General features: G+C 70.4%; 19 protein-coding genes. 9 read left to right on the top strand and 10 right to left on the bottom strand.

Annotated elements, in window-relative coordinates:
- Positions 1-13: 13 nt before the first annotated feature.
- The 3 genes from ACFYNU_RS30205 to ACFYNU_RS30195 form a co-directional block, all read right to left on the bottom strand.
- The gene (locus tag ACFYNU_RS30205; protein ID WP_356594283.1) at positions 14-928 is read right to left on the bottom strand and encodes a hypothetical protein; all 915 of its coding nucleotides are present in this window, start codon (positions 926-928) and stop codon (positions 14-16) included.
- On the bottom strand, positions 925-1,935 hold the full coding sequence (locus tag ACFYNU_RS30200) for an SPFH domain-containing protein (RefSeq protein WP_356594285.1): 1,011 nt from the start codon (positions 1,933-1,935) through the stop codon (positions 925-927). Before ACFYNU_RS30200 ends, ACFYNU_RS30205 begins: the two co-directional genes overlap by 4 nt.
- 185 nt (positions 1,936-2,120) lie before the next feature.
- Entirely contained in the window at positions 2,121-5,138 is a 3,018-nt protein-coding gene (locus ACFYNU_RS30195; protein WP_356594287.1) for a family 16 glycoside hydrolase, read from the bottom strand.
- A 331-nt stretch (positions 5,139-5,469) separates the two neighbouring features.
- On the opposite strand from ACFYNU_RS30195, the gene ACFYNU_RS30190 reads away from it, so the two are divergent.
- Complete coding sequence (locus tag ACFYNU_RS30190; RefSeq protein WP_356594289.1) at positions 5,470-6,132, top strand: hypothetical protein; 663 nt, start codon at positions 5,470-5,472, stop codon at positions 6,130-6,132.
- Positions 6,133-6,145: 13 nt separating this feature from the next.
- Here the strand turns inward: ACFYNU_RS30190 and ACFYNU_RS30185 are convergent, their stop codons facing one another.
- The 3 genes from ACFYNU_RS30185 to ACFYNU_RS30175 all read right to left on the bottom strand — a co-directional run bounded on the left by ACFYNU_RS30185 (position 6,146) and on the right by ACFYNU_RS30175 (position 8,531).
- Complete coding sequence (locus ACFYNU_RS30185) at positions 6,146-7,069, bottom strand: RNA polymerase sigma-70 factor (protein ID WP_356594291.1); 924 nt, start codon at positions 7,067-7,069, stop codon at positions 6,146-6,148.
- A gap of 70 nt (positions 7,070-7,139) precedes the next feature.
- The gene (locus ACFYNU_RS30180) at positions 7,140-7,613 is read right to left on the bottom strand and encodes a carboxymuconolactone decarboxylase family protein (RefSeq protein WP_356594293.1); all 474 of its coding nucleotides are present in this window, start codon (positions 7,611-7,613) and stop codon (positions 7,140-7,142) included.
- Between the two features lie 150 nt (positions 7,614-7,763).
- Positions 7,764-8,531 (bottom strand): IclR family transcriptional regulator, encoded by a 768-nt coding sequence (locus ACFYNU_RS30175; protein WP_356594295.1) that lies wholly within the window; start codon positions 8,529-8,531, stop codon positions 7,764-7,766.
- Positions 8,532-8,695: 164 nt separating this feature from the next.
- On the opposite strand from ACFYNU_RS30175, the gene ACFYNU_RS30170 reads away from it, so the two are divergent.
- From ACFYNU_RS30170 to mmsB, 6 genes are all read left to right on the top strand, one after another.
- On the top strand, positions 8,696-9,859 hold the full coding sequence (locus ACFYNU_RS30170; protein WP_356594297.1) for a mandelate racemase/muconate lactonizing enzyme family protein: 1,164 nt from the start codon (positions 8,696-8,698) through the stop codon (positions 9,857-9,859).
- Positions 9,856-10,866 (top strand): alcohol dehydrogenase catalytic domain-containing protein, encoded by a 1,011-nt coding sequence (locus ACFYNU_RS30165; RefSeq protein ID WP_356594299.1) that lies wholly within the window; start codon positions 9,856-9,858, stop codon positions 10,864-10,866. Before ACFYNU_RS30170 ends, ACFYNU_RS30165 begins: the two co-directional genes overlap by 4 nt.
- A 196-nt stretch (positions 10,867-11,062) precedes the next feature.
- Positions 11,063-12,031: a hypothetical protein gene (locus tag ACFYNU_RS30160; protein WP_356594301.1), complete on the top strand. Its 969-nt coding sequence runs from the start codon at positions 11,063-11,065 to the stop codon at positions 12,029-12,031.
- A gap of 18 nt (positions 12,032-12,049) precedes the next feature.
- Positions 12,050-13,159, top strand: coding sequence for a multiple monosaccharide ABC transporter substrate-binding protein (gene chvE, locus ACFYNU_RS30155; protein WP_356594411.1), 1,110 nt, complete (start codon positions 12,050-12,052; stop codon positions 13,157-13,159).
- Entirely contained in the window at positions 13,156-14,697 is a 1,542-nt protein-coding gene (gene mmsA / locus ACFYNU_RS30150) for a multiple monosaccharide ABC transporter ATP-binding protein (RefSeq protein WP_356594303.1), read from the top strand. The genes chvE and mmsA overlap by 4 nt, the downstream gene beginning before the upstream one ends.
- Positions 14,698-14,702: 5 nt before the next feature.
- Positions 14,703-15,899 carry a multiple monosaccharide ABC transporter permease gene (gene mmsB / locus ACFYNU_RS30145; protein WP_356594412.1) on the top strand — a complete coding sequence of 399 codons (1,197 nt, stop codon included), beginning with the start codon at positions 14,703-14,705 and terminating at the stop codon, positions 15,897-15,899.
- A 55-nt stretch (positions 15,900-15,954) separates the two neighbouring features.
- Here mmsB and ACFYNU_RS30140 read toward each other — a convergent pair whose 3' ends face one another.
- The 4 genes from ACFYNU_RS30140 to ACFYNU_RS30125 form a co-directional block, all read right to left on the bottom strand.
- A complete protein-coding gene (locus ACFYNU_RS30140) occupies positions 15,955-16,257 on the bottom strand; it encodes a DUF6510 family protein (protein ID WP_356594305.1) in 303 nt (100 codons plus the stop codon).
- Position 16,258: 1 nt separating this feature from the next.
- Entirely contained in the window at positions 16,259-16,975 is a 717-nt protein-coding gene (locus ACFYNU_RS30135) for a ferredoxin reductase (RefSeq protein ID WP_356594307.1), read from the bottom strand.
- A gap of 14 nt (positions 16,976-16,989) precedes the next feature.
- Positions 16,990-17,589, bottom strand: coding sequence for a sulfite oxidase-like oxidoreductase (locus ACFYNU_RS30130; RefSeq protein ID WP_356594309.1), 600 nt, complete (start codon positions 17,587-17,589; stop codon positions 16,990-16,992).
- A gap of 138 nt (positions 17,590-17,727) precedes the next feature.
- Positions 17,728-18,348 carry an L-threonylcarbamoyladenylate synthase gene (locus ACFYNU_RS30125; RefSeq protein WP_356594311.1) on the bottom strand — a complete coding sequence of 207 codons (621 nt, stop codon included), beginning with the start codon at positions 18,346-18,348 and terminating at the stop codon, positions 17,728-17,730.
- Positions 18,349-18,481: 133 nt separating this feature from the next.
- Between ACFYNU_RS30125 and ACFYNU_RS30120 the strand changes: the two genes are divergently transcribed.
- Both ACFYNU_RS30120 and ACFYNU_RS30115 read left to right on the top strand, forming a co-directional pair.
- On the top strand, positions 18,482-19,627 hold the full coding sequence (locus ACFYNU_RS30120; RefSeq protein ID WP_356594313.1) for a winged helix DNA-binding domain-containing protein: 1,146 nt from the start codon (positions 18,482-18,484) through the stop codon (positions 19,625-19,627).
- A gap of 211 nt (positions 19,628-19,838) precedes the next feature.
- Positions 19,839-20,573, top strand: a complete 735-nt coding sequence (locus ACFYNU_RS30115; protein WP_388767713.1) for a chitinase — start codon at positions 19,839-19,841, stop codon at positions 20,571-20,573.
- The last annotated feature ends 87 nt before the right edge of the window (positions 20,574-20,660 follow it).

The following is a 20,660-nucleotide window of genomic DNA, read 5'->3' as shown; positions in this document are numbered from 1 at the left end:
CCGTACAGCCATCTCAGCCGAGCAGTCGCAGCGTGGTCGCGGACACGCCGACGTGGACCGTCTGGCCCCAGGTCAGCGTCAGGGCGTCCGACTCCATGCCGTCGCCGAAGGCGATCAGGCGGTCGGACTCGACCGTGAGGCGCAGCCGGTCCGAGGGCGTCAGTTCGCCCGCGACGAGCGCGGTTCCGGTTGTGGGGGAGGGCCACGCCTCCCGTACGAACCAGAGCAGCCGGCGGTCGGCGGGGCCGGGCAGGGCGAGCGCGCTGCCGCGTTCCTGCCACAGCGAGCGCAGCCAGCCGGTGGCGCCGGTGCCGGTGCCGACGAGCACGCCGGACGACGCCTGGGCCTCGGGGGCGGCCGGTGCGCCGGGTGGCGTGCGGCCGTCGGCGCTCAGCCGGTAGCGGACGGTCTGGTGCCCCGCCGGCGCGAGACAGATCTCGTTGAGCGCGAGCAGCCGCTGGCTGTCGTCCGCGACGGCCTCCACCATGGTGAGTTCGTCGGCGCCGCCCCGCCCGCCGGCCGCCTCGGCCAGCAACTTGCCCGCGTCGGCGGGGCGATGGCGCACCAGCACCCCCGGATTGCGGCCGGGATCGGTGTCGATGCCCACCACGGGCTGACCGGACAGATACTTCGCCGCGTTCGCGACCAGCCCGTCCTGGCCGACCACGACCACCACATCCTCCGGGCCGAAGAGGAACCGGTCCAGGTCCGCCCGTTCGACCCGGCTCTGCCGCCACCGGTGCGGCACGGCGGCGGCCACGTCGATCAGCGCCCGGTGGGTGCGGTGGTGCCGCTCGGCGACCTCGTGGATGTCCCGGTCGCGGGAGGAGAGGAAGAAGGCGGCCTGGCCGTGGGTGCCGTGCCGGGCCAGCAACTCCTCGTACTCGGTGGTGCGATGGACGAGTACGGCCCGTGGCGCGAGGCTCACGCCCGCTCCCCGTCCCGTCGTCCCAGTGTCGCCAGCAGACCGGTGAGCACGTCGGGGGAGACGGTGACACTGTCGACGCGCGGCAGGTTCTCGGCGAGCCGGTCGACGGCCAGCGCGCGCAGTGTCGCGGCGTCCGCCTCGCCGTGCACCCGCAGCCACTCGGCCTGGGCCGCCGCCCGTGCCTCGCCGGCCCTGAGGGCCGCTTCGGCGTCGGCGGTCGCCAGCCGGATCCGCCGATGTGCCTCGGCCTGGGTGCGTACGGCGTCGGCCGCCGCGCCCTCCTCCGCCTCACGGCGCGCGTTGGTGCCCCGCTGCTCCACCAACTGCTCCTCCTGGCGGGCCAGTTCGATCTGGCTGGCCAGTTCGTTCTCGGCGATGGCCCGCTCCCGCTGCACCGCCACGGCGCGCCGCTCGTACGTCGCCCGGTCCGCCTCCTGCTGGATCTGCTCGCGCGCCGGCGTCCGCAGCGCGCGCTCCACCTCGGCCTCCGGGCGTACGGCGACGACCCGTACGGTCACCACCTCCAGCCCGGTGGCGGGCAGCCGGGGCTCGGCCGCCAGCCCGGCGTCGACGCGGTCGCGTACGGCGGCGACGCCGTCGGACAGCGCGGCGGCCAGCGGCGTACGGGCCAGCACGTCGAGGGCGTGCTGCTGGGCCGTCTCGGTGAGCAGGGTCGCGATCTGTTCGAGCGGCGCGCCGCGCCAGACGCCGGTGTCCGGGTCGAGGGAGAAGTCCAGCCGGGCCGAGGCGAGCGCCGGATCGCTGATCCGGTAGGTCACGGTGGCCTGCACGGTGACGTCCTGGAAGTCGGCGGTACGGGCGTGGAACGCCATCGCCAACTCCCGGTCGTTGACCGGCACTTCGGACAGCGCGGCGGACAGTGCCCGGAACCAGAAGCTCAGCCCCGGACCGTCGTGGACGAGCCTGCCCCGCCGGTGGTGGCGGATATGGGCCGTGGGGGCGGAGCGGAGATGGCGCCGGCCGAGGCGCTTGGTGATGTCAGCCATAATGACCTCTTCTCGTCTGGATGACGATATCGAGGGGCGGTCATATCGTCAACATGACGAGATCAACATGACGAGATCGACTTGATGGGATCAACCTGACGGGATCGAGTGCGGGGCCCCGGACGCACCCTCGCCCCCGGCCGTGTCCGGCCGGGGGCGAGGGATCGGGGGAGTCGCGGGGGCCGCTACCCCTTGGGCTCGATCCAGATGTTGCGGTAGCGCACCTTGTTCCCGTGGTCCTGGAGCCGGATGGCCCCGGTGGCCGTGGTCTCCGGCGCGCCGGCCCCCGTCGGACCGTCGATGGCCACGTCGTCGTGGACGGTCTTGCCGTTCCACACGACGCTGACGCGGGCGTCCTCGGTCTTCTTCCCGTCGGCGCCGAAGCGGGCGGCGCGGAACGTGATCTCGTACGTCTGCCAAGTCTCCGGCGCCGTCGAGGCGTTGAGGTCCGCCGCCTTCTTGGTGTAGATCGCCGCCGCCTCGTTGTTCGCGAGCTTCTCGACACCGAACGAGTCCAGGATCTGGATCTCGTAGCGCTCCTGGAGATACACACCGCTGTTGCCGCGGTCCTGGCCGGTCACGTCCGGCGGCAGCTTCGGCACCCGGAACTCGACATGCAGCTTGAAGTCGCCGAACGCCTGCTTGGTGCGGATGTCACCGCAGCAGACCTCCATCGAGTTCTCGGCGGACGACGGCCACCGGACATCACTGCCGTCGGTGTGCTGCCACTGCGACCGGTCCTTCCCGTCGAACAGCGTGATGCGGCCGTCCTTGGGATGGACCGAGATCAGGTCGAGATTGACATGGCCGGTGTCGCCCTCGTCGTACCGGTACGCGATGGTGTTGGCCCCGCGGCTCAGTGGCAGCGACTCGGTCTTCGTCGCCCAGCCGTCCCACTTGCCGGTGCTGGGCAGGACCGTCTGTTTCATCTTGCGCCCGTTGACGTAGACGCTCACCGTCTTGTCCCCGACGAACGGGTTCGGGCCGTTGGCGTAGCGCAGCCCGACGTCGTACTTGCCCGCCTTGGTGGTGCGCACGTCGAACGTGGTGGTGGCGCCCTGTGTCCCGTAGCTGTCGACGAAACCGCCGCCCGAGTGGCCCGCGTGCTCGGTGTCGACCCGCGCGCCGCCGGTCAGCGCGGCCTCCTCCGCCTCGTACACCGTCTTCGCCGGCTCGTCACCGACAAGGGAGTTGAGCGTGTACCAGGCCTCGGTGCTCCACAGTGTCTCGCCGCCCTCGGCGCTGAACGGCCGGGGCGAGCGCAGGTGCACGACACGGTTGGACTTGAGGCCGTCGATCGCGAGGGTGACCTTCTTGCCGTCGGCGGACACGGTGGCCGACTGGACCTTCAGCGTCTCCTCGTCGATCTTCGGGCCGCCGTAGTCGGGCGTCGGCGCGTAGTACCACTGCTGGACCTCGTAGCGGTCCACCAGTTCGGCGATGGTCTCGGCCGAGAGCGGCTTGGTGTATTCGAGCTCGAAGCCGCCGGGCTTCGCGCGCATCGCCAGGATGTCGAACGCGTCCTCGCCGTTCGGCGTCAGCTTCTGGAGGCCGTACTGGAGCTTGCCCTCCTGGCCCCAGTTGCCGCCGGCGCCCAGACCGCCGGCGTAGATCGCGCCGTCCGGCCCCATGCTGATCCGGTTGACGCCGGCTTCCAGCCCCTGCGTCATCCGGAAGACCGCGCCCTGGTACTCGCCCTTGACCTTCTCCAGATACCCGCGCTGAAGGCCGCCGTAGGTGACATCGCCGAAGACCATCTGCCCGGCGTACGGCCCCTCCTTCAACAGCAGAGGTGTGCTGGGGGAGTTGGCGATCTCGTTCTGCGGCAGCCACAGCACCGGCTTGGTGACGGGCTTGGCGTCGAACGGACCCGCCGGGTTGGTGTAGTGGTTGAAGAAGCGGTCCTGCTTGATGTGGACCAGCTTCGACGAGGGCAGCCAGCCGCCCTGGTTGTCGGTCACGAAGATGTCGCCCTCGGGACCCCAGCCGATGCCGTTGGGCGTCCGCAGGCCGCCGGCCACATAACTGACCTCGCCCGTCTCCTTGTTGACCTTGATCGTGGAGCCGCGGTTCTTCGCGGGCTGCGGATCCGTCGTCGCGCCGCCGAGGTTGATGGCCACCGACAGGTTCAGATAGAAGTAGCCGTCCTGGTAGAGCAGTCCGAACGCGAACTCGTGGAAGTTCCCGCCGTACGGCCAGGTCGCCACCTTGCGGTAGGTGTTGGTGACATCGTCGCCGTCGGTGTCCTGAAGCTCCGTCAGCTCGTGCTTCTGCGACACGTACAGCGAACCGTCGACGTACTTGATCCCCTGGGGCTCCTTCAGGCCCTCGGCGATCTTCTTGGCCTTCACCTTCTCGGGACCGGTGCTGCCGGTGACATCGCTGAGGAGGTAGACCTCGCCCGTCGTGTTGTCGGTGCCGCCCCAGGTGGTGACGGCCAGCCGGCCGTCGGGCAGCCAGTCCATCGCCGTGACCTGCGGCTCGAACCCGCTCGGCCGCAGATCGGTGAGCGTGTAGCCGGGGTGCACGCTGTTCAGGGGCAGCCCGTCGCCGGGGGAGTCCCTGACGCCCTCGCACTCCTTGCGGCCCGGCGCGGTCACCCGTACGACGTCGGCGTCCGTGCTGAGCACGGAGTTGGGCACGACGGTGAAGCCGGAGGCGCCCGGCGGCTGCCAGGACAGGGTGATGTTCTGCCCACCGGTGCGGTCGAAGTGCTCGATACGCAGGGAGTGGTAACCGGCCGTCAGGGTGACCGTGCCGTCCTTGGGGTCCGCGCCGTGCAGACCGTCGTGGTCGATGACGACCTGGTTGTCGATCAGCAGCCGCGAACCGTCGTCGCTGGTCAGCCGGAAGGTGTACGAACCGTCCTGCGGAACGTCGATGTTGCCGGTGACCTCGGAGACGAAGTTGTCACCGATCCCGCCGAAGTCGTCGGTCGAGGACCAGTCGATGACGGGCATCAGCTTGTCGACGTTCGGGGTCTGCGCGGGCTTGAGGACGCAGATCTTCTCCAGCGGTACCTGCACGTCGAACACGCGCAGGGTGACCCCGGGCTCCTGCGGCGGTATCTCACGGGTGACGGGGTCGGCCGCGACGGGATCGGCGGCGGTGGCCGGGGTCGACATGAGACCGGTGGCGAGGAACGAGGCGGCGAGCAGACTGAGCAGACATCTGCGCAGTCGGCGGCGCGGTCTTTGATCCATTCTTCCTCCTGGCACTTCGCGCACCGGGAAGAACACCCTGGCCCCTGGGCGGAGTTCACCGCCGGGGCAAGCCCCTTCGATCCGGATGCGGAGGTCTGGCAGCGGATGCGGACGTTTCGCTCTGGCGGTTCACGGTTCACGGTGCGTTCGTGCGACTGACGACCCGTCATGGCGGCTCGCCGGAAACGGCATTGGTCGACGGTCGAGCGAAACACTAGAGACTTCTGTCGGGAGCGTCCATACTTTGTCACGCACGAGTGGAAAGTCCTCCATGGCTGTCCGGTCCGACCTGGTGATGTGACACTGAGGAACAGACATCACCGGGGAGGCGATGAATTGGTTCCGGCGTGAGAGGGCGGAGCGGGACTCGTACGGGGCGCCGCTCCAGGAAGTGGTGAAGACCGACGGGGCGCCGCCACCACCACCGCCGGCCGGGGATGGCCCGGTGCTGCAACGGATCGACGGTCACGGCCATCAGGTCGCCCGGCTGACCCCGGACCTGGGGCCGGTCATTCTCCGGCTCACACATGACGGGCCAGGACAGTTCGTGGTGGACGCCCTGGACGAGCGGCTGCGGTCCGCGAGCCAACTGGTGTACACCGAAGGCCCGTTCGCCAGCCGGTCACTGGTCAACGCCGACGACCGGCAGGTGCGGGCGGTACGGGTCCAGGCCGACGGGCCCTGGTCGGTCCAGGCCGTCGCGGTGTCGGCGGCCCTGGTCCTGGGCACCGAGGCGGCGCGGCCCGCCTCGGACGTACTGCGTTACGAAGGCGGCCCGGGGATCGCGACGCTGCGGCACGAGGGCGACCCGACCTCCGACGACGGGGGTTACTTCCTCGTCGACACCTTCGAGCTGGACGGGAGCGGGTTTCTCGACCAGTTGGCCAACCACATCGGCCGCTGGCGCGGCGAGGCGCCGCTGACCGGCCCGTGCCTGATCTTCGTCCGCTCCGACGGCCCGTGGTCCATCAGCGTGCGGAGCCTGGAGGACTGACCTCCGCGGCCGGTCAGCGGGCCTCCCGGCGGGCCTGCCGCACCTCGCGGTCGAGCGCCCACACATCGCCGACCGGCCCGAGGTGGGCCAGCTTCTCGGGGTTGGTCACCATACGGATGGTCTGGATCCGGCCGTCGAGCACATCCAGTGCCAGGACCTGGACCACCTTGCCGTCCCGGTCGCGGAACACCGCGCCGGGCTGGCCGTTGACCTCACGGCGATCCAGCGTCACATCGAGCCGCAGCAGCCAGTGGAAGCCCCTGCCCAGCAGCCTGGACACACCCACCGGGCCCGTGACGGCCTTCGACAGCCGGGGAGCCTTTCCGCCGCTGTCCCCGACCAGCTGGACATCCGCGGCGAGCAGATCCTGGAGCCCGTCGACATCGCCGTCCTTCAGCGCGTCGAAGAACCGCGCCGCCAACTCCTGCCGCTCCTCCCGGTCCGCCGCGAACCGCTGCCGCCCCGCGTCCATGTGCCGCCGGGCCCTGACCAGCAACTGCCGGCACGCGGCCTCCGAACGCCCCACCGCCTCCGCGACCTCCTGGAACTCGAAGGCGAACACCTCCCGCATCAGGAACACCGCCCGCTCCAGCGGGCTGAGCCGCTCCAGGAGCAGCAGCGCCGCCATCGACACCGAGTCGGCCAGCTCCACCGCCCGCTCCGGATCCTGATACGGATCGCTCAGCAGCGGCTCGGGGAACCACGGGCCCACATACGCCTCCCGCCGCACCCGCGCGGAGCGCAGGACATCGATGGAGATCCGGGACACCGTGGTCGACAGGAACGCCTTCACCGACCTGGGCCGGGTCGGCGAGGCGTCGAAGCGCAACCAGGTCTCCTGCACCGCGTCCTCGGCCTCGCTCACGCTGCCGAGTATCCGGTAGGCGATGGAGAACAGCAGTGGCCGCAGCTCCTCGAACTCCTCGACCTTGCTCACGTCTTTCCCTCTCCTCCGTACCCGGGGCCCGGGGCCCACAGCCGGCCCCGAGCCCCCCGTCACCGGCGCTTCAGTGCAGCTGTCCGGCCTGATAGTCGCCCGCCGGCTGCTGGGTGATGACATTCAGCCGGTTCACCGTGTTCATGAAGGACACCGAGATCACCAGTGCGGTGAGCTGGTCCTGGTCGAAGTGCTTGGCTGCGTTCGCCCAGACCTCGTCGCTGACGCCGCCGGCCCCGTCCGCGACCCTGGTGCCCTGTTCGGCCAGGGCCAGCGCGGCCCGCTCGGACTCGGTGAAGACCGTGGCCTCCCGCCACACCGCGACCATGTTCAGCCGCAGGGCGGTCTCGCCGGCGGCGGCGGCTTCCTTCGTGTGCATGTCGACGCAGACGGCGCAGCCGTTGATCTGACTCACGCGCAGCGCCACCAGTTCCTGCGTCTCGATCGGCAGCGTCGACTCCTTGAGCACCTTGCCCATCGCCATGAAGTGCCCCATGACCTTCTTGGCGATCGAGCTGGTGCGGTAGTTCAGTCGCGCGTCCATGGCGTGCTCCCTCGGGGTTGTCGTCCGTACCTACACCCCTGAGACGAGGCGGCCCGGCCCCCTGTGACATGGACGAGCACCGCTTCGATTGTGACCCGCGTCTCTCCGGCCCGTGCCGAAGGACACGGCCCGTGGTCCACCGGACAGGACCTAGCCGGACCGGTGCCCCAGCCGGGCCGACAGGGCCCGCGCGCCCTTCGTGGCCAGGGCCGCCAGCTCCTCCTCGCGGGACTCCGACCAGCGGATCATCGGTACGGAGATGGAGAGCGCGGCCACGACCTGACCCCGTCGGTCGCGCACCGGCGCGGCCACACAGCTCACGTCCTCGTTGGACTCACGGTGCTCCACCGCGATCCCGCGCCGTCCGATCGTGGTCAGCGCCGCCCGCAGGACGGCCGGGTCGGTGATGCTGTTGGCGGTCATGGCGGTGAGTTCGGCGCCCGCGAGCCGGGCGTCGAGTTCGGGCTCCGGGAGCGAGGCCAGCAGCATCTTGCCGACCGAGGTGCAGTGGGCGGGCAGCCGGCGGCCCGCCGCCGACACCATGCGGACTGTGTGCGTCGAGTCCACCTTCGCGATGTAGATGACGTCGAGGTCTTCGAGGATCGCGACGTGCACGGTCTCGTCGCAGGTCTCCGCGATGTCCCGCGCGATCAGCCGGCCCTCGGCGGCGAGGTCGAGCTGTTCCGCGTAACGGCTGCCGAGCTGGTACGCCCGGACGCCCAGGCGGTAGCGGCCGGGCTGCTCGGGGATCGCCTCCAGATAGGAGCGCGCGGCGAGGGTGGTGAGCAGTTCGTGCACCGTGGTGCGCGGCAGCCCCAGCCGGCGGATGACATCCGGCGCGGAGAGCTTCCCCTCGCCCTCCAGGAACAGTTCGAGAATGTCGAACGCCCGCGTCACCGCGGGGACCAGCCGGCCCATGTCCGCCCCCACCTCTCGTTGTTCGGTCCTCCGGTCAATGACCGGAGTGACGAACGAAGGCTAGCCGTTGCCCGCCCCATTGACACCCCTCGGCCGCCTGCTTACGGTCACGCCAGCATTTCGAACGCATGCCGAAATATCGAACAGCGTCGAAGGGTAGCGCAGTGCGCATCACGGGAATCAGCACCCATGTCGTCGGTACGCCCTGGCGCAATCTCACCTACGTCCAGGTCCACACGGACGAGGGGCTGACCGGCGTCGGCGAGACGCGGATGCTCGGCCGGACCGACGCGCTGGTGGGCTATCTGCGTGAGGCCGAGGCCAACCACATCGCGGGCTCCGACCCGTTCGCGGTCGAGGACCTCGTACGCCGGATGAAGTACGGCGACTACGGGCGGGCCGGCGAGATCGTGATGTCGGGCATCGCCGTGGTGGAGATGGCCTGCTGGGACATCAAGGGCAAGGCGCTCGGCGTCCCGGTGTGGCAGCTGCTCGGCGGAAAGGTCACCGACCGTGTCCCGGCGTACGCCAACGGCTGGTACACCACGGAGCGCACCCCCGAGGCGTACCACCAGGCAGCCGGGGCGGTGGTGGCGCGCGGCTACCGCGCCCTGAAGATCGACCCGTTCGGCACCGGACACTTCGAGCTGGACCGGGCCGCGACCCGCTACGCGGTGTCGCTGATCGAGGCCGTACGGGACGCGATCGGCCCCGACACCGAGCTGATGCTGGAGATGCACGGCCGGTTCAGCCCGGCGACGGCCGTACGGCTGGCGCGCGAGATGGCCCCGTACGAACCGGCGTGGCTGGAGGAGCCCGTACCGCCGGAGAATCTTCAGGCGCTGAGCAAGGTCGCCGCGCGGGTGGACATCCCCGTCGCGACCGGTGAACGCGTCCATGACCGGATCGAGTTCCGTGAGCTGTTCGCCTCGCAGGCCGCCGACATCATCCAGCCGGACGTCGGTCATCTCGGCGGCATCCTGGAGACGCGGAAGCTCGCCGCCACCGCCGAGACGCACTACGTACTGGTCGCCCCGCACAACGTCGGCGGATCCGTACTGACCGCGGCCAGTCTCCAACTGGCCGCCTGCACACCGAATTTCAAGATCCTGGAGCACTTCAACGACTTCGCCGACGCGGAGATCAAGAAGATCGTCACGGGCGCGCCCGAGGTCGACCCCGAGACGGGCTGCTTCGAGTTGTCGCACGCGCCCGGCCTCGGCGTCGGGTTCGACGCGGACGCGGCGGCCGAATTCCCGCAGCAGCGGGCCCGGTTCGACCTCTGGGCCGAGGGCTGGGAGAAGCGCGACCCGAAGGCGGTCCGATGAGCCGGGCGGTCGTGGTCGACGAGCCCGGTGTCCACCGGCTGGTCGTGGGAGAGCGCCCCGTGCCCGGAGCCGGGGAGGTGCTGGTGCGGGTCGCCGCCGCCGGGATCTGTCTGAGCGACCGCGAGGTGTACCACGGCCGCCGCGACCCCGGGTATGTCCGCTACCCCGTCACTCCCGGCCATGAATGGGCCGGGACCGTCGAGGCCGTGGGCGGGGGAGTGGACCCGGCGCTTGTCGGCAGACGTACCGTCGCCGAGGGCTTCCGCACCTGCGGTATCTGCGAGCGGTGCCGGGCCGGTGACACGTCGCTGTGCGCCGGCGGCTACGACGAGACGGGCTTCACCCGGCCGGGCGCGTTCGCCGACCATGTCGCCGTCCCCGCACGGCTGTTGCACCCCCTGGCCGACGACGCTGATCTGCGGGCCGCCGCCCTCCTGGAGCCGGCGGCCGTGGTCGCCGGAGCCGTACGGGCCGGGGCCCCGGAGCCCGGCGAGCGGATCGCCGTCGTGGGCGCCGGCACGCTCGGACTGCTCGCCGTGCAGTTCCTCGCCGCGTACGCGCCCGGTGAGCTGACGGTGATCGAGCCCCGGGCCGGCCGCACCACCCTCGCGGTGGCGTTCGGCGCGCACGAGGTCCTCGCCCCGGCGGAGGCCGAGCGCCGCCGGGGCGGCTACGACCTCGTGGTCGAGACGGCGGGCGCGCCCACCACGGCGGCCTCGTCCTGTCTGCTGGCGCGGCGCGGCGGCCGGGTTGTCCTCACCGGCATGTTCGCGGCCGGCGCGAGCGGCATCGACCCGGTGCATCTGTCGCTGAGCGGGCTGACCGTACGCAGCGTCTTCGGTGCCTCGTCGGCCGCCTGGTCCTTCGCCGTGCGCGCCTTCACGGCGGGGCTGCTCGACCCCGGCCCGCTGATCACCCATGAATTCCCGCTGGAGCGGTACGCCGAGGCCGTCGCGCTCGTCGGCGGCGGCGATCCCGGCACCGGGAAGGTGCTGCTGCGGCCCTGACCCCGCCCGGGTCGGGCACGCCGCGACAGCGCCGTACCGAGAGACCCGAACAAGGTTCGAGATATCGAACCGCCCGCACGCACTCTCGCGAACCGGCACCCCCAGCGACCGACCGGCCGCACCCTCACCACCGACAGACCGCCCGACCGCCCGCACCTTCAACGAACCGACAGGCAGCGACCGAAGGACATGACCGTTGACCGACGCACCAGCCCCCGGCCCCCGCCGCCGCCCCGGTGAGCGGGCGCTCGCCGCGCTCGGCCTGGCCGCCCCCGACGACCGCCCCGCCGACGCGTCCCCCCACACGTTCCCCGACGGCGGCACCTGGCGCACCGAGATCCCCTCCGTCGAAGGCCCCGAGGCCCTCGCCGAAGTCCTGGGGGAATCCGCCCGGCTCGATGTGCCGGTCCACCGCGTCAGCCAGGGCAGCGGCGTCTGGATGCTCACCGACGGCGAGATCACCGAGATGGCCGGTGCCTGCGCCGCCCGCGACATCGAACTGTGCCTCTTCACCGGCCCGCGCGGCACCTGGGACATCGGCGCGGCCACCCGCACCGACTCCGGCGGTGCCGGGCTCCGCGCCCGGGGCCGGGACGCCCTCGCCGGAAGCGTCGAAGACGCCCTGCGCGCCGCCGAGTTGGGCGTCAGGTGCCTGCTCGTCGCCGACGAGGGAGTCCTGTGGACGCTGCACCGGCTGCGGACACGAGGTGTCCTGCCCGCCGACACCACGCTCAAGGTGTCCGCGCTCATCGGGCCGGTCAACCCCGCCTCGTACGAGGTCTACGAACGCCTGGGCGCCGACTCCCTCAACATCCCCTCCGATCTCGCGCTCGCCCACTTCACCGAGATCCGCCGCGCCAGCCGGGCGCCGATGGACCTCTACATCGAGGCACCGGACGACCTCGGCGGCTTCGTGCGGATGTACGAGACCGCCGAACTGATCCGGCGTGGCGCGCCCCTGTATCTGAAGTTCGGTCTCGCCAGGGCGCCCGGCATCTACCCGTACGGCCGCCAGTTGCGCGAACTCGCCCTGGCCACCGCACGCGAACGCGTACGGCGCGGCCGGCTCGTCCTCGACCTGCTCGCCCGGCACGGCGCCGACGGCGGTATGTCGCCGCTCGGCTCGCGCCTGCCAGGACCGCTCAACCGTTTCCCGCTTCCTTAAGGACAAGGACTGATGACCATGCGCACCAGCCGCGCCGCACTCACCGTCGTCGTCGCCTCGCTCGCCCTCGCGCTGACCGCCTGCGGCCAGAGCGGCGAGGGCGGGAGCAAGGAGGAGAAGACCGGCGGTAAGGGCTCCACCATCGGTATCGCGATGCCGACCAAGTCGTCCGAACGCTGGATAGCCGACGGCCGCAACATGGTCGCCGAGTTCGAGAAGCTCGGCTACAAGACCGACCTCCAGTACGGCGAGGACGACGTCGACCAACAGGTCTCCCAGATCGAGAACATGATCACCAAGGGTGTCGACGTGCTCGTCGTCGCCTCCATCGACGGCCGGGCGCTCGGCGACGTACTCGGCCAGGCGGCCGACCAGGGCATCAAGGTCATCGCCTACGACCGGCTCATCCTCGGCACCCCGGACGTCGACTACTACGCCTCCTTCGACAACGAGAAGGTCGGCGTGCTCCAGGCGACGTACATCATCGACAAGCTCGGCCTGAAGGACGCCGGGGGCGACGAAGGCCCCTTCACCGTCGAGCTGTTCGCCGGGTCGCCGGACGACAACAACACCCGCTACTTCTTCCAGGGCGCCTGGAAGACCCTCAAGCCGTACATCGACACGAAGCAACTCGTCGTCAGGAGCGGGCAGACACGGCTCGACCAGATCACCACACTCCGCTGGGACGGCGGCACCGCGCAACGGCGGATGGACGACCTGCTCACCAAGTCGTACGGCTCCGAGGACGTCGACGCCGTGCTCTCGCCCTACGACGGCATCTCCATCGGCATCCTGTCCGCCCTGAAATCGGACGGCTACGGCACCGCCGACAAGCCGTACCCGGTCGTCACGGGCCAGGACGCGGAGGTCGCCTCGGTCAAGTCGATCGTCGCCGGACAGCAGACACAGACCGTCTACAAGGACACCCGGGCGCTGGCCAAGCAGGCCGTCCAGATGGCCGACGCCGTACTGAACGACAAGAAGCCCGAGGTCAACGACGACAAGACGTACGACAACGAGAAGAAGGTCGTCCCGGCCTTCCTGCTGGACCCGGTCAGCGTCGACAAGGCCAACTACCGCACGGTCCTGGTCGATTCCGGCTACCTCAAGGCGAGTGACCTGAAGTGAGCGCACCCGTCCTTCAGATGCGCTCCATCGGCAAGACCTTCCCCGGCGTCAAGGCGCTCTCCGATGTCACGCTCACCGTCGCGCCGGGGGAGGTGCACGCCATCTGCGGAGAGAACGGGGCGGGCAAGTCCACGCTGATGAAGGTCCTCAGCGGGGTACATCCACACGGCAGTTACGACGGCGAGATCCTCTTCCAGGGCGCGCCCTGCGCGTTCAAGGACATCGGCGCCAGCGAGGCACGCGGCATCGTGATCATCCATCAGGAACTCGCCCTCGTCCCGTACTTGTCGATCGCCGAGAACATCTTCCTCGGCAACGAACACGCCAGGCACGGGATCATCAGCTGGCACGAGACGCTTCGGCACGCCGCCGCGCTCCTCGAACGCGTCCAACTCGCCGAGCATCCGGGGACCCGGGTCGCCGACATCGGCGTGGGCAAACAGCAGTTGGTGGAGATCGCGAAGGCCCTCGCGAAGAAGGTCAAGCTGCTCATCCTCGATGAGCCGACCGCCGCGCTCAACGACCGGGACAGTGCCCAACTCCTGCTTCTGATCAAGGAGTTGAAGGAGCAGGGCATCACCTGCATCATCATCTCGCACAAGCTCGCCGAGATCGCCGAGGTCGCCGACTCCGTCACGATCCTCCGCGACGGCCGCACCGTCGAAACCCTCGACGTCAGGGACGGATCGGCCACCGAGGACCGCATCATCCGGGGGATGGTCGGCCGCGATCTCGACCGCCGCTTCCCCGAACGCACCCCCTACGAGGGCGACCCCGGGGCGCGGCCCGCGCTGGAGATCCGCGACTGGACCGTGCACCACCCGATCGACCGGCAGCGCAAGGTGGTCGACAACGTCTCGGTCCAGGTCCGGCGGGGTGAGATCGTCGGTCTCGCCGGTCTGATGGGCGCGGGCCGCACCGAACTCGCCATGAGCGTCTTCGGCCGCTCCTACGGCCGCGACATCAGCGGCACCGTCCTCAAGGACGGCCGCGAGATCGGCACGAAGACCGTGCCCGAGGCCGTGGCACACGGCATCGCGTACGTCACCGAGGACCGCAAGCGGTACGGGCTCAACCTCATCGACACCATCAGCCGCAACATCACCCTCAGCGCCCTGGACAAGGTCGCGCGGCGCGGCATCGTGGACGGACACGAGGAGACCCGCGTGGCCGAGTCCTACCGCCGAAGCATGAACATCAAGGCCCCGACCGTCTTCGAACAGACCGGCCGGCTCTCCGGCGGCAACCAGCAGAAGGTCGTCCTCAGCAAGTGGATCTTCGCCGGTCCCGATGTCCTCCTGCTCGACGAGCCCACCCGGGGGATCGACGTCGGCGCCAAGTACGAGATCTACACCGTCATCGACCGGCTCGCCGCGGCGGGCAAGGCCGTCGTCCTCATCTCCTCCGAACTCCCGGAGCTGCTCGGGATGTGCGACCGCGTCTACACGATGGCGGCCGGCCGGCTCACCGGCGAGATCCCGCGCGCGGACGCCACCCAGGAAGTGCTGATGCGCCACATGACCAGGAACACGAGGTGAACGACATGGTCGAAGGCACCGGCCCGGCCACCACCCGCGCGACTCTGCTCGACGCGGCGCGCCGCAACATGCGGCAGTACGGCATGCTCGTCGCGCTCGCGCTGATCGTCGTGCTGTTCCAGATCTGGACCGACGGCGTACTGCTCAAGCCCAACAACGTCACCAATCTGGTCCTCCAGAACAGCTACATCCTGGTGCTGGGCATCGGCATGATGATCGTCATCATCGCCGGACACATCGACCTCTCCGTCGGCTCCCTCGCCGCTTTCGTGTCGGCCGCGTGCGCCGTGATGATGGTCGAGCACGACATCCCCTGGGTCCTCGCCCTCGTGCTCGGGCTCGCCATCGGCGCCGTGGCCGGCGCGTGGCAGGGCTTCTGGATCGCGTACGTCGGCATCCCCTCGTTCATCGTCACCCTCGCCGGGATGCTGCTCTTCCGCGGCGGCACACAGATCTTCCTCGGCTCACGCTCGCTCGGCCCGTTCCCCGAGGGATTCCAGAAGATATCCACCGGCTATCTCCCGGAGTTCGGCCCGGCCACCGACTACCACAATCCGACCCTGCTGCTGGGGCTGGCGCTGCTCGCGTTCGCGCTGATCCAGGAGGTCAGGGACCGCCGTCGGCAGAAGGAGTACGACCTGGAGGTCCTGCCCCGGGGCCTGTTCGTCACCAAGTGCGTGGCACTCGCGGCGGCGGTCCTCGCCTTCACCATGACACTCGCGAGCTACCGAGGCGTCCCCGTCGTCCTGTTGCTGCTCGCCGCGCTGCTCATCGGCTTCGGCTATGTCATGCGCAACGCGGTCGTCGGCCGCCATGTGTACGCGCTGGGCGGCAACCGGGCGGCGGCGAAACTCTCCGGCGTGAAGGACCGGCGCGTCACCTTCCTGGTCTTCGTCAACATGGGCGTGCTGGCCGCGCTCGCCGGGATCGTCTACGCCGCGCGCCTGAACGCGGGCGTCCCGCAGGCCGGTGTCAACTTCGAACTGGAGGCCATCGCGGCGGCGTTCATCGGCGGCGCGTCGATGAGCGGCGGGGTCGGCACGGTGCTCGGCGCGGTCATCGGCGGTCTCGTCCTCGGTGTGCTCAACAACGGTATGTCCCTGGTCGGTGTCGGCACGGACTACCAGCAGGTCATCAAGGGGCTGGTGCTGCTGGCCGCCGTCGGGTTCGACGTCTGGAACAAACGCAGGGTGGGCGCCTGATGGACAACAGACCTGACAGACAACAGATCTGACTGACAACAGATCTGACGGCCTGTCAGGTCTGCTCGCCGAGACGAATCGCGAGCGAGGAGGCGCCCTGGAGATCGAGCCACGCGGTGTCCGGTCCCCGGACCAGCCGGAGCACCACCCGTGAGCAGTCCGGGCACCGGGCCACCAGACCCGGTGCCCGGTCGTAGACGCGAAGCCGCGCCAGCGGACCCGTGGCGCCGCACCCGGCGCACCGTCCGACGGCTGCGGTCAGGTCGACGGCGAAGATCTCGGAGAGCGGGCCGCCGAGGGTGTTGCCGTCCTCGTACGCCGTCTCGTACTCCTCGTCGCGGGTGCGGTCACCGTCCATGTCATCCTCCGCTCGGGCCGAAGCGTTCGGTCTTGATCCGGTCCGGGTCGTGGCCGAGGCCGGTCAGCAGCGTCGCGACGTTCTCCACGAAGCCCGTCGGCCCGCACACGAAACACAGGGGCCGCCGATCGGCGGGCCAGCCGCCGCGGACCAGATCCTCGGCCGTCAACCGGCCCACCGGCCTCGGGTGTTCGGGCGGCGCGGCACGCGTGTAGAGAAACTCCGTGTCCAGGCCCGGCTCCCCGCGGCGCAGTTCGGGCACATACAGCCGATCGTCCGGCTCGCGTACGGAGTACAGCAGCCGGAACGGCGCGCGCCCGCCCACCGCGCCACGCGTGCGCACCATCGACATCAGCGGCACCATCCCCGAGCCACCACCCACCAGCAGCACCGGCTCGGCCCGCTCCGGCCGCCACACGAACCAGCCGCCGATCGGGCCACGCAGCTCCACCCGGTCGCCCGGCTCCATCACGTCCATCAGATACGGCGACACCTCACCGCCCCCGACCCGCTGGACCGTCAGCTCCACCCGGTCACCGTCCGGCGCGGACGCCACCGAGTAGCTGCGCTGCGTGCTGTACCCGTCCTCCGCCGTCAGCCGTACGTCGACGTGCTGGCCCGCCAGATGCGCCGGCCAGCCCGGCACGTCGAAGACCAGCGTCCGGGCCGTCCGGGACTCCGCCCGCCGGTCGACCAGCTCGGCCACCAGCCAGCGCATCGGCCGGGGCGGCGCTAGTCGCCCTGGTACCGCTGCTCGCGCCACGGGTCACCGTAGGAGTGATAGCCCAGGCCCTCCCAGAACCCGGGCTCGTCGTCGAGCAGCAGCTCGATCCCGCGCACCCACTTCGCGGACTTCCACAGATACAGGTGCGGCACCAGCAGCCTCGCGGGCCCGCCGTGCTCGGGAGGCAGGTCCTCACCGTCGTAGCGGTGGGCGATCCACGCCTGGCCGTCGAGCAGGTCCTCCAGCGGCAGGTTGGTCGTGTAGCCGCCGTAGGAGTGGACGAGCGCGTAATCGGCCGCCGTCTCGACGTCCGCCATGAGGACGTCGAGCGAGACACCCTCCCACCGGGTGCCGAACTTCGACCACTTCGTCACACAGTGCAGATCGACCGTGGGTGTCTCGCCGGGCAGTGCCATCAGCCGCGCCCAGTCCCACGTCCGCCGGGCGCCCGTCTCGGTCGTGAGGGTGAACTCCCACTCGTCGTGCGTCACGCGGGGCGTGGGACCGGCGGACAGGACGGGAAAGTCATGGACCTCGTACTGTCCGGGCGGCAGATTCCGGCCGGGAGCGGGCCTTCGGCCGTGGAACCCGCGCGAGATGATCGCCATGGCGGGACTTCCTTCCTCCGCCCGGACGGTCGGGAGCACGGTCCGGACAGCCTCAGACCAGCGTAGACGCGCGGGCCCGGGGCGGCGACGCGAGACCGGGGCCGGCGCCGCCCGGAGCCCGGAGACACGCCCCGCCGCCTACTCGAACCGTGCGGGGTCGCCCGCCCCTCGGCGTACGATCTCCGGCTCGCCACCGGAGAAGTCGATGACGGTGGTCGGCTCGGTGCCGCAGTCGCCGGAGTCGACCACGACGTCCAGCACATGATCGAGCCGTTCCTTGATCTCCCAGCCCTGGGTCATCGGCTCGCCGTCGTCGGGCAGCAGCAGTGTGCTGGAGAGCAGCGGCTCACCCAGCTCCGCGAGCAGCGCCTGGGCGACGACATGGTCCGGGATACGGACTCCGACCGTCTTCTTCTTCGGGTGCAGCAGCTGACGCGGCACCTCCCTGGTCGCGGGGAGGATGAACGTGTAACTGCCGGGCGTCGCCGCCTTGATGGCGCGGAACACGTCGTTGTCGATCTGCACGAACTGCCCGAGCTGCGCGAAGTTCTGGCAGACCAGCGTGAAGTGGTGACGGTCGTCGAGATTCCGGATGGACCGGATCCGGCTGATGCCGTCGCGGCTGCCGAGCTGGCAGCCCAACGCGTAACAGGAGTCCGTCGGGTACGCGATGAGCGCGCCGGACCGGATGCTCTCGGCCACGCTCGTGATCGTGCGCCGCTGGGGATTCTCGGGATGTACGTCGAAATACTTGGCCATTGACCGAGCTTAAGGGCTGTGCGGCGGCCCGCCCCCGGTCGAGCGGCGGTCGGACGCCGGCCGCGCGGACTGGCCGGTTGCCGACGGCAACCGTCGGTGGCGTCCCCGGGCCCGCCGGCGCGAGAATCCCCGGGTGAAGATCACCGCACCGGAGCTGAACCGCTCCACCCTCGCCCGCCAGCTCCTCCTGCGCCGTGAACCCCTCGGCGTCGCCGAGGCGGTCCGCCGTGTCGTCGCCCTCCAGGCCCAGCAGGCGGCCTCGCCGTATCTCGCGCTGTGGAACAGGACGACCGGCTTCGACCCGGCCGCTCTCGACGCCGCCTTCACCGGCTACGAGGTGGTGAAGGCGACGCTGATGCGGATCACGCTGCACGCCGTCCACGCCGACGACCACCGGACGTTCCGGGAGGCGGTGGAGCCGACGCTGCGCGGCGGCAGGCTCGACAGCCGCTTCACGGCGACGGGACTCACCCTCGACGACGCCGATGCGCTCGTCCCCGCCCTGCTGGGGCACGCGGACCGGCCGCGGACCGCCGCCGAGCTGGAGGCGTGGCTGGGGGAGCGGCTGGGCGCCCCGCCCGGCCCCGGGGCGTGGCGCGGACTGCGGGGGTACGCGCCGCTGCTGCACGTACCCACCGGGACGCCGTGGTCCTTCGGCTCCCGGCCGTCGTACGTCGCCGCGGGGTCCTGGCCGGGGCTGCGGGACAAGGAGGCGTCGGGGGCCGCGCTGGCGAGGCTGACGGTGCGCTATCTGGAGGGGTTCGGGCCGGCCTCGGTGGCGGACGTGGCGCAGTTCGCCCTGGTCCAGCGCGGGCGTGTCAGAGAGGCCCTGAAGGCGCTTGCGGGCCGTCTCGACGTGCTGGAGGGGCCGGACGGCGTGGAGCTGTACGACGTCCCGGGCGCGCCGCGTCCGGACGGCGACACGCCGGCGCCGCCCCGGCTGATGGCGATGTGGGACAGCACGCTGCTGGCCTATGCCGACCGGAGCCGGGTGCTGCCGCCGGACTACCGCAGGCTCGTCATCCGGATCAACGGCGACGTGCTGCCGACGCTGCTGGTGGACGGGTATGTGGCGGGGGTGTGGCGGCCGGTCCCCGAGGGGATCGAGGCGCGGGCCTTCCACCCGCTGACCGAGGAGGCCTGGGCGGGACTCGCGGCGGAGGCCCGGTCGCTGACGGCGTTGCTCGCCGACCGGGAGCCGGGGGTCTACGGCCGCTACGGGCACTGGTGGGCCAAGCTGCCGCCGAGCGCGGAGGTCCGGGTGCTGCCGGGGGAGTGACGGCTCCCTGGCGTCCTCGGCGCCCCGGTCGATGTCCCCGTCGCCGGTGTGTCCGTTCTTCAAAGAATTGGTATGGACCTTTCCTTCGAGGGGTCCGGGCCCGTAGCCTCTGCGCGGCGATGTCCGTGCAACTGCGCTCTGGTGGAGGGCAGTTGTGGACATGCGTCCATCCGTCGTGAACGCCCCCACACCGTTCAGGAGTGAAGCCAGAGTGTTGAGAAGAGGCACCACGGCCGTCATGGCCGCCCTGCTGCTGGTCTGCGGACTGCTCGTCTCCGCGCTTCCCGCGGCGGCGGCGGGCGAGGCGCGCGGCGGGCACCACAAGCCGCGATTCGTCGTCAGCGAGGCCCAGTTCGAGCGGATGTTCCCGGACCGGGACCCGTTCTTCACGTACGACGGCCTCGTCGAGGCCACCGAGGCGTACCCCGACTTCGCGCGGACCGGCAGCCGTACGACCCGCAAGCAGGAGGCGGCGGCCTTTCTCGCCAACATCAGCCACGAGACCGGCGGGCTGTTCTACGTGGTGTCGCAGAACCCCGACATGTACCCGATCTTCTGCGACGACACCCAGCCCTACGGCTGCCCGGCCGGACGCGACGCGTACTACGGGCGCGGCGCGATCATGCTGAGCTGGAACTTCAACTACAAGGCGGCCGGCGACGCGCTCGGCCTCGACCTGCTGAACAATCCGTGGCTCGTCGAGACCGACCCGGAAGTGGCCTGGATGACGGCGCTCTGGTACTGGAACACCCAGTCCGGCCCCGGCACCATGACCGGCCACGACGCGATCGTGAACAAGAAGGGCTTCGGGCAGACCATCTGGAGCCTCAACGGATCGGCCGAGTGCAACGGCGGCAACCCCGCGCAGATGGAACACCGGGTCGAGCTGTACAAGCAGTTCACGCGGGTCCTGCGGACCGCGCCCGGCCGCGATCTGACCTGCTGAGCGGCTGTCGGCGCGCCCCCGGCCCGGCGCATCGCCGGGCCGGGCGGTGGCGTCCGTGTGACCTTACACACGTTGCCTTCTGCGGTC

Origin of the sequence: Streptomyces sp. NPDC006643 (assembly GCF_042870175.1) — a bacterium.
Taxonomy (GTDB): domain Bacteria; phylum Actinomycetota; class Actinomycetes; order Streptomycetales; family Streptomycetaceae; genus Streptomyces.
This window is presented reverse-complemented; position numbering and strand designations above follow the sequence as displayed.

Coding starts and splice junctions, on each gene's coding strand:
- ACFYNU_RS30200 (WP_356594285.1), bottom strand. CDS start 1,935: ATGGCTGACATCACCAAGCGCCTCGGCCGGCGCCATCTCCGCTCCGCC.
- ACFYNU_RS30195 (WP_356594287.1), bottom strand. CDS start 5,138: ATGGATCAAAGACCGCGCCGCCGACTGCGCAGATGTCTGCTCAGTCTG.
- ACFYNU_RS30190 (WP_356594289.1), top strand. CDS start 5,470: ATGAATTGGTTCCGGCGTGAGAGGGCGGAGCGGGACTCGTACGGGGCG.
- ACFYNU_RS30180 (WP_356594293.1), bottom strand. CDS start 7,613: ATGGACGCGCGACTGAACTACCGCACCAGCTCGATCGCCAAGAAGGTC.
- ACFYNU_RS30175 (WP_356594295.1), bottom strand. CDS start 8,531: ATGGGCCGGCTGGTCCCCGCGGTGACGCGGGCGTTCGACATTCTCGAA.
- ACFYNU_RS30165 (WP_356594299.1), top strand. CDS start 9,856: ATGAGCCGGGCGGTCGTGGTCGACGAGCCCGGTGTCCACCGGCTGGTC.
- chvE (WP_356594411.1), top strand. CDS start 12,050: ATGCGCACCAGCCGCGCCGCACTCACCGTCGTCGTCGCCTCGCTCGCC.
- mmsB (WP_356594412.1), top strand. CDS start 14,703: ATGGTCGAAGGCACCGGCCCGGCCACCACCCGCGCGACTCTGCTCGAC.
- ACFYNU_RS30140 (WP_356594305.1), bottom strand. CDS start 16,257: ATGGACGGTGACCGCACCCGCGACGAGGAGTACGAGACGGCGTACGAG.
- ACFYNU_RS30135 (WP_356594307.1), bottom strand. CDS start 16,975: ATGCGCTGGCTGGTGGCCGAGCTGGTCGACCGGCGGGCGGAGTCCCGG.
- ACFYNU_RS30130 (WP_356594309.1), bottom strand. CDS start 17,589: ATGGCGATCATCTCGCGCGGGTTCCACGGCCGAAGGCCCGCTCCCGGC.
- ACFYNU_RS30125 (WP_356594311.1), bottom strand. CDS start 18,348: ATGGCCAAGTATTTCGACGTACATCCCGAGAATCCCCAGCGGCGCACG.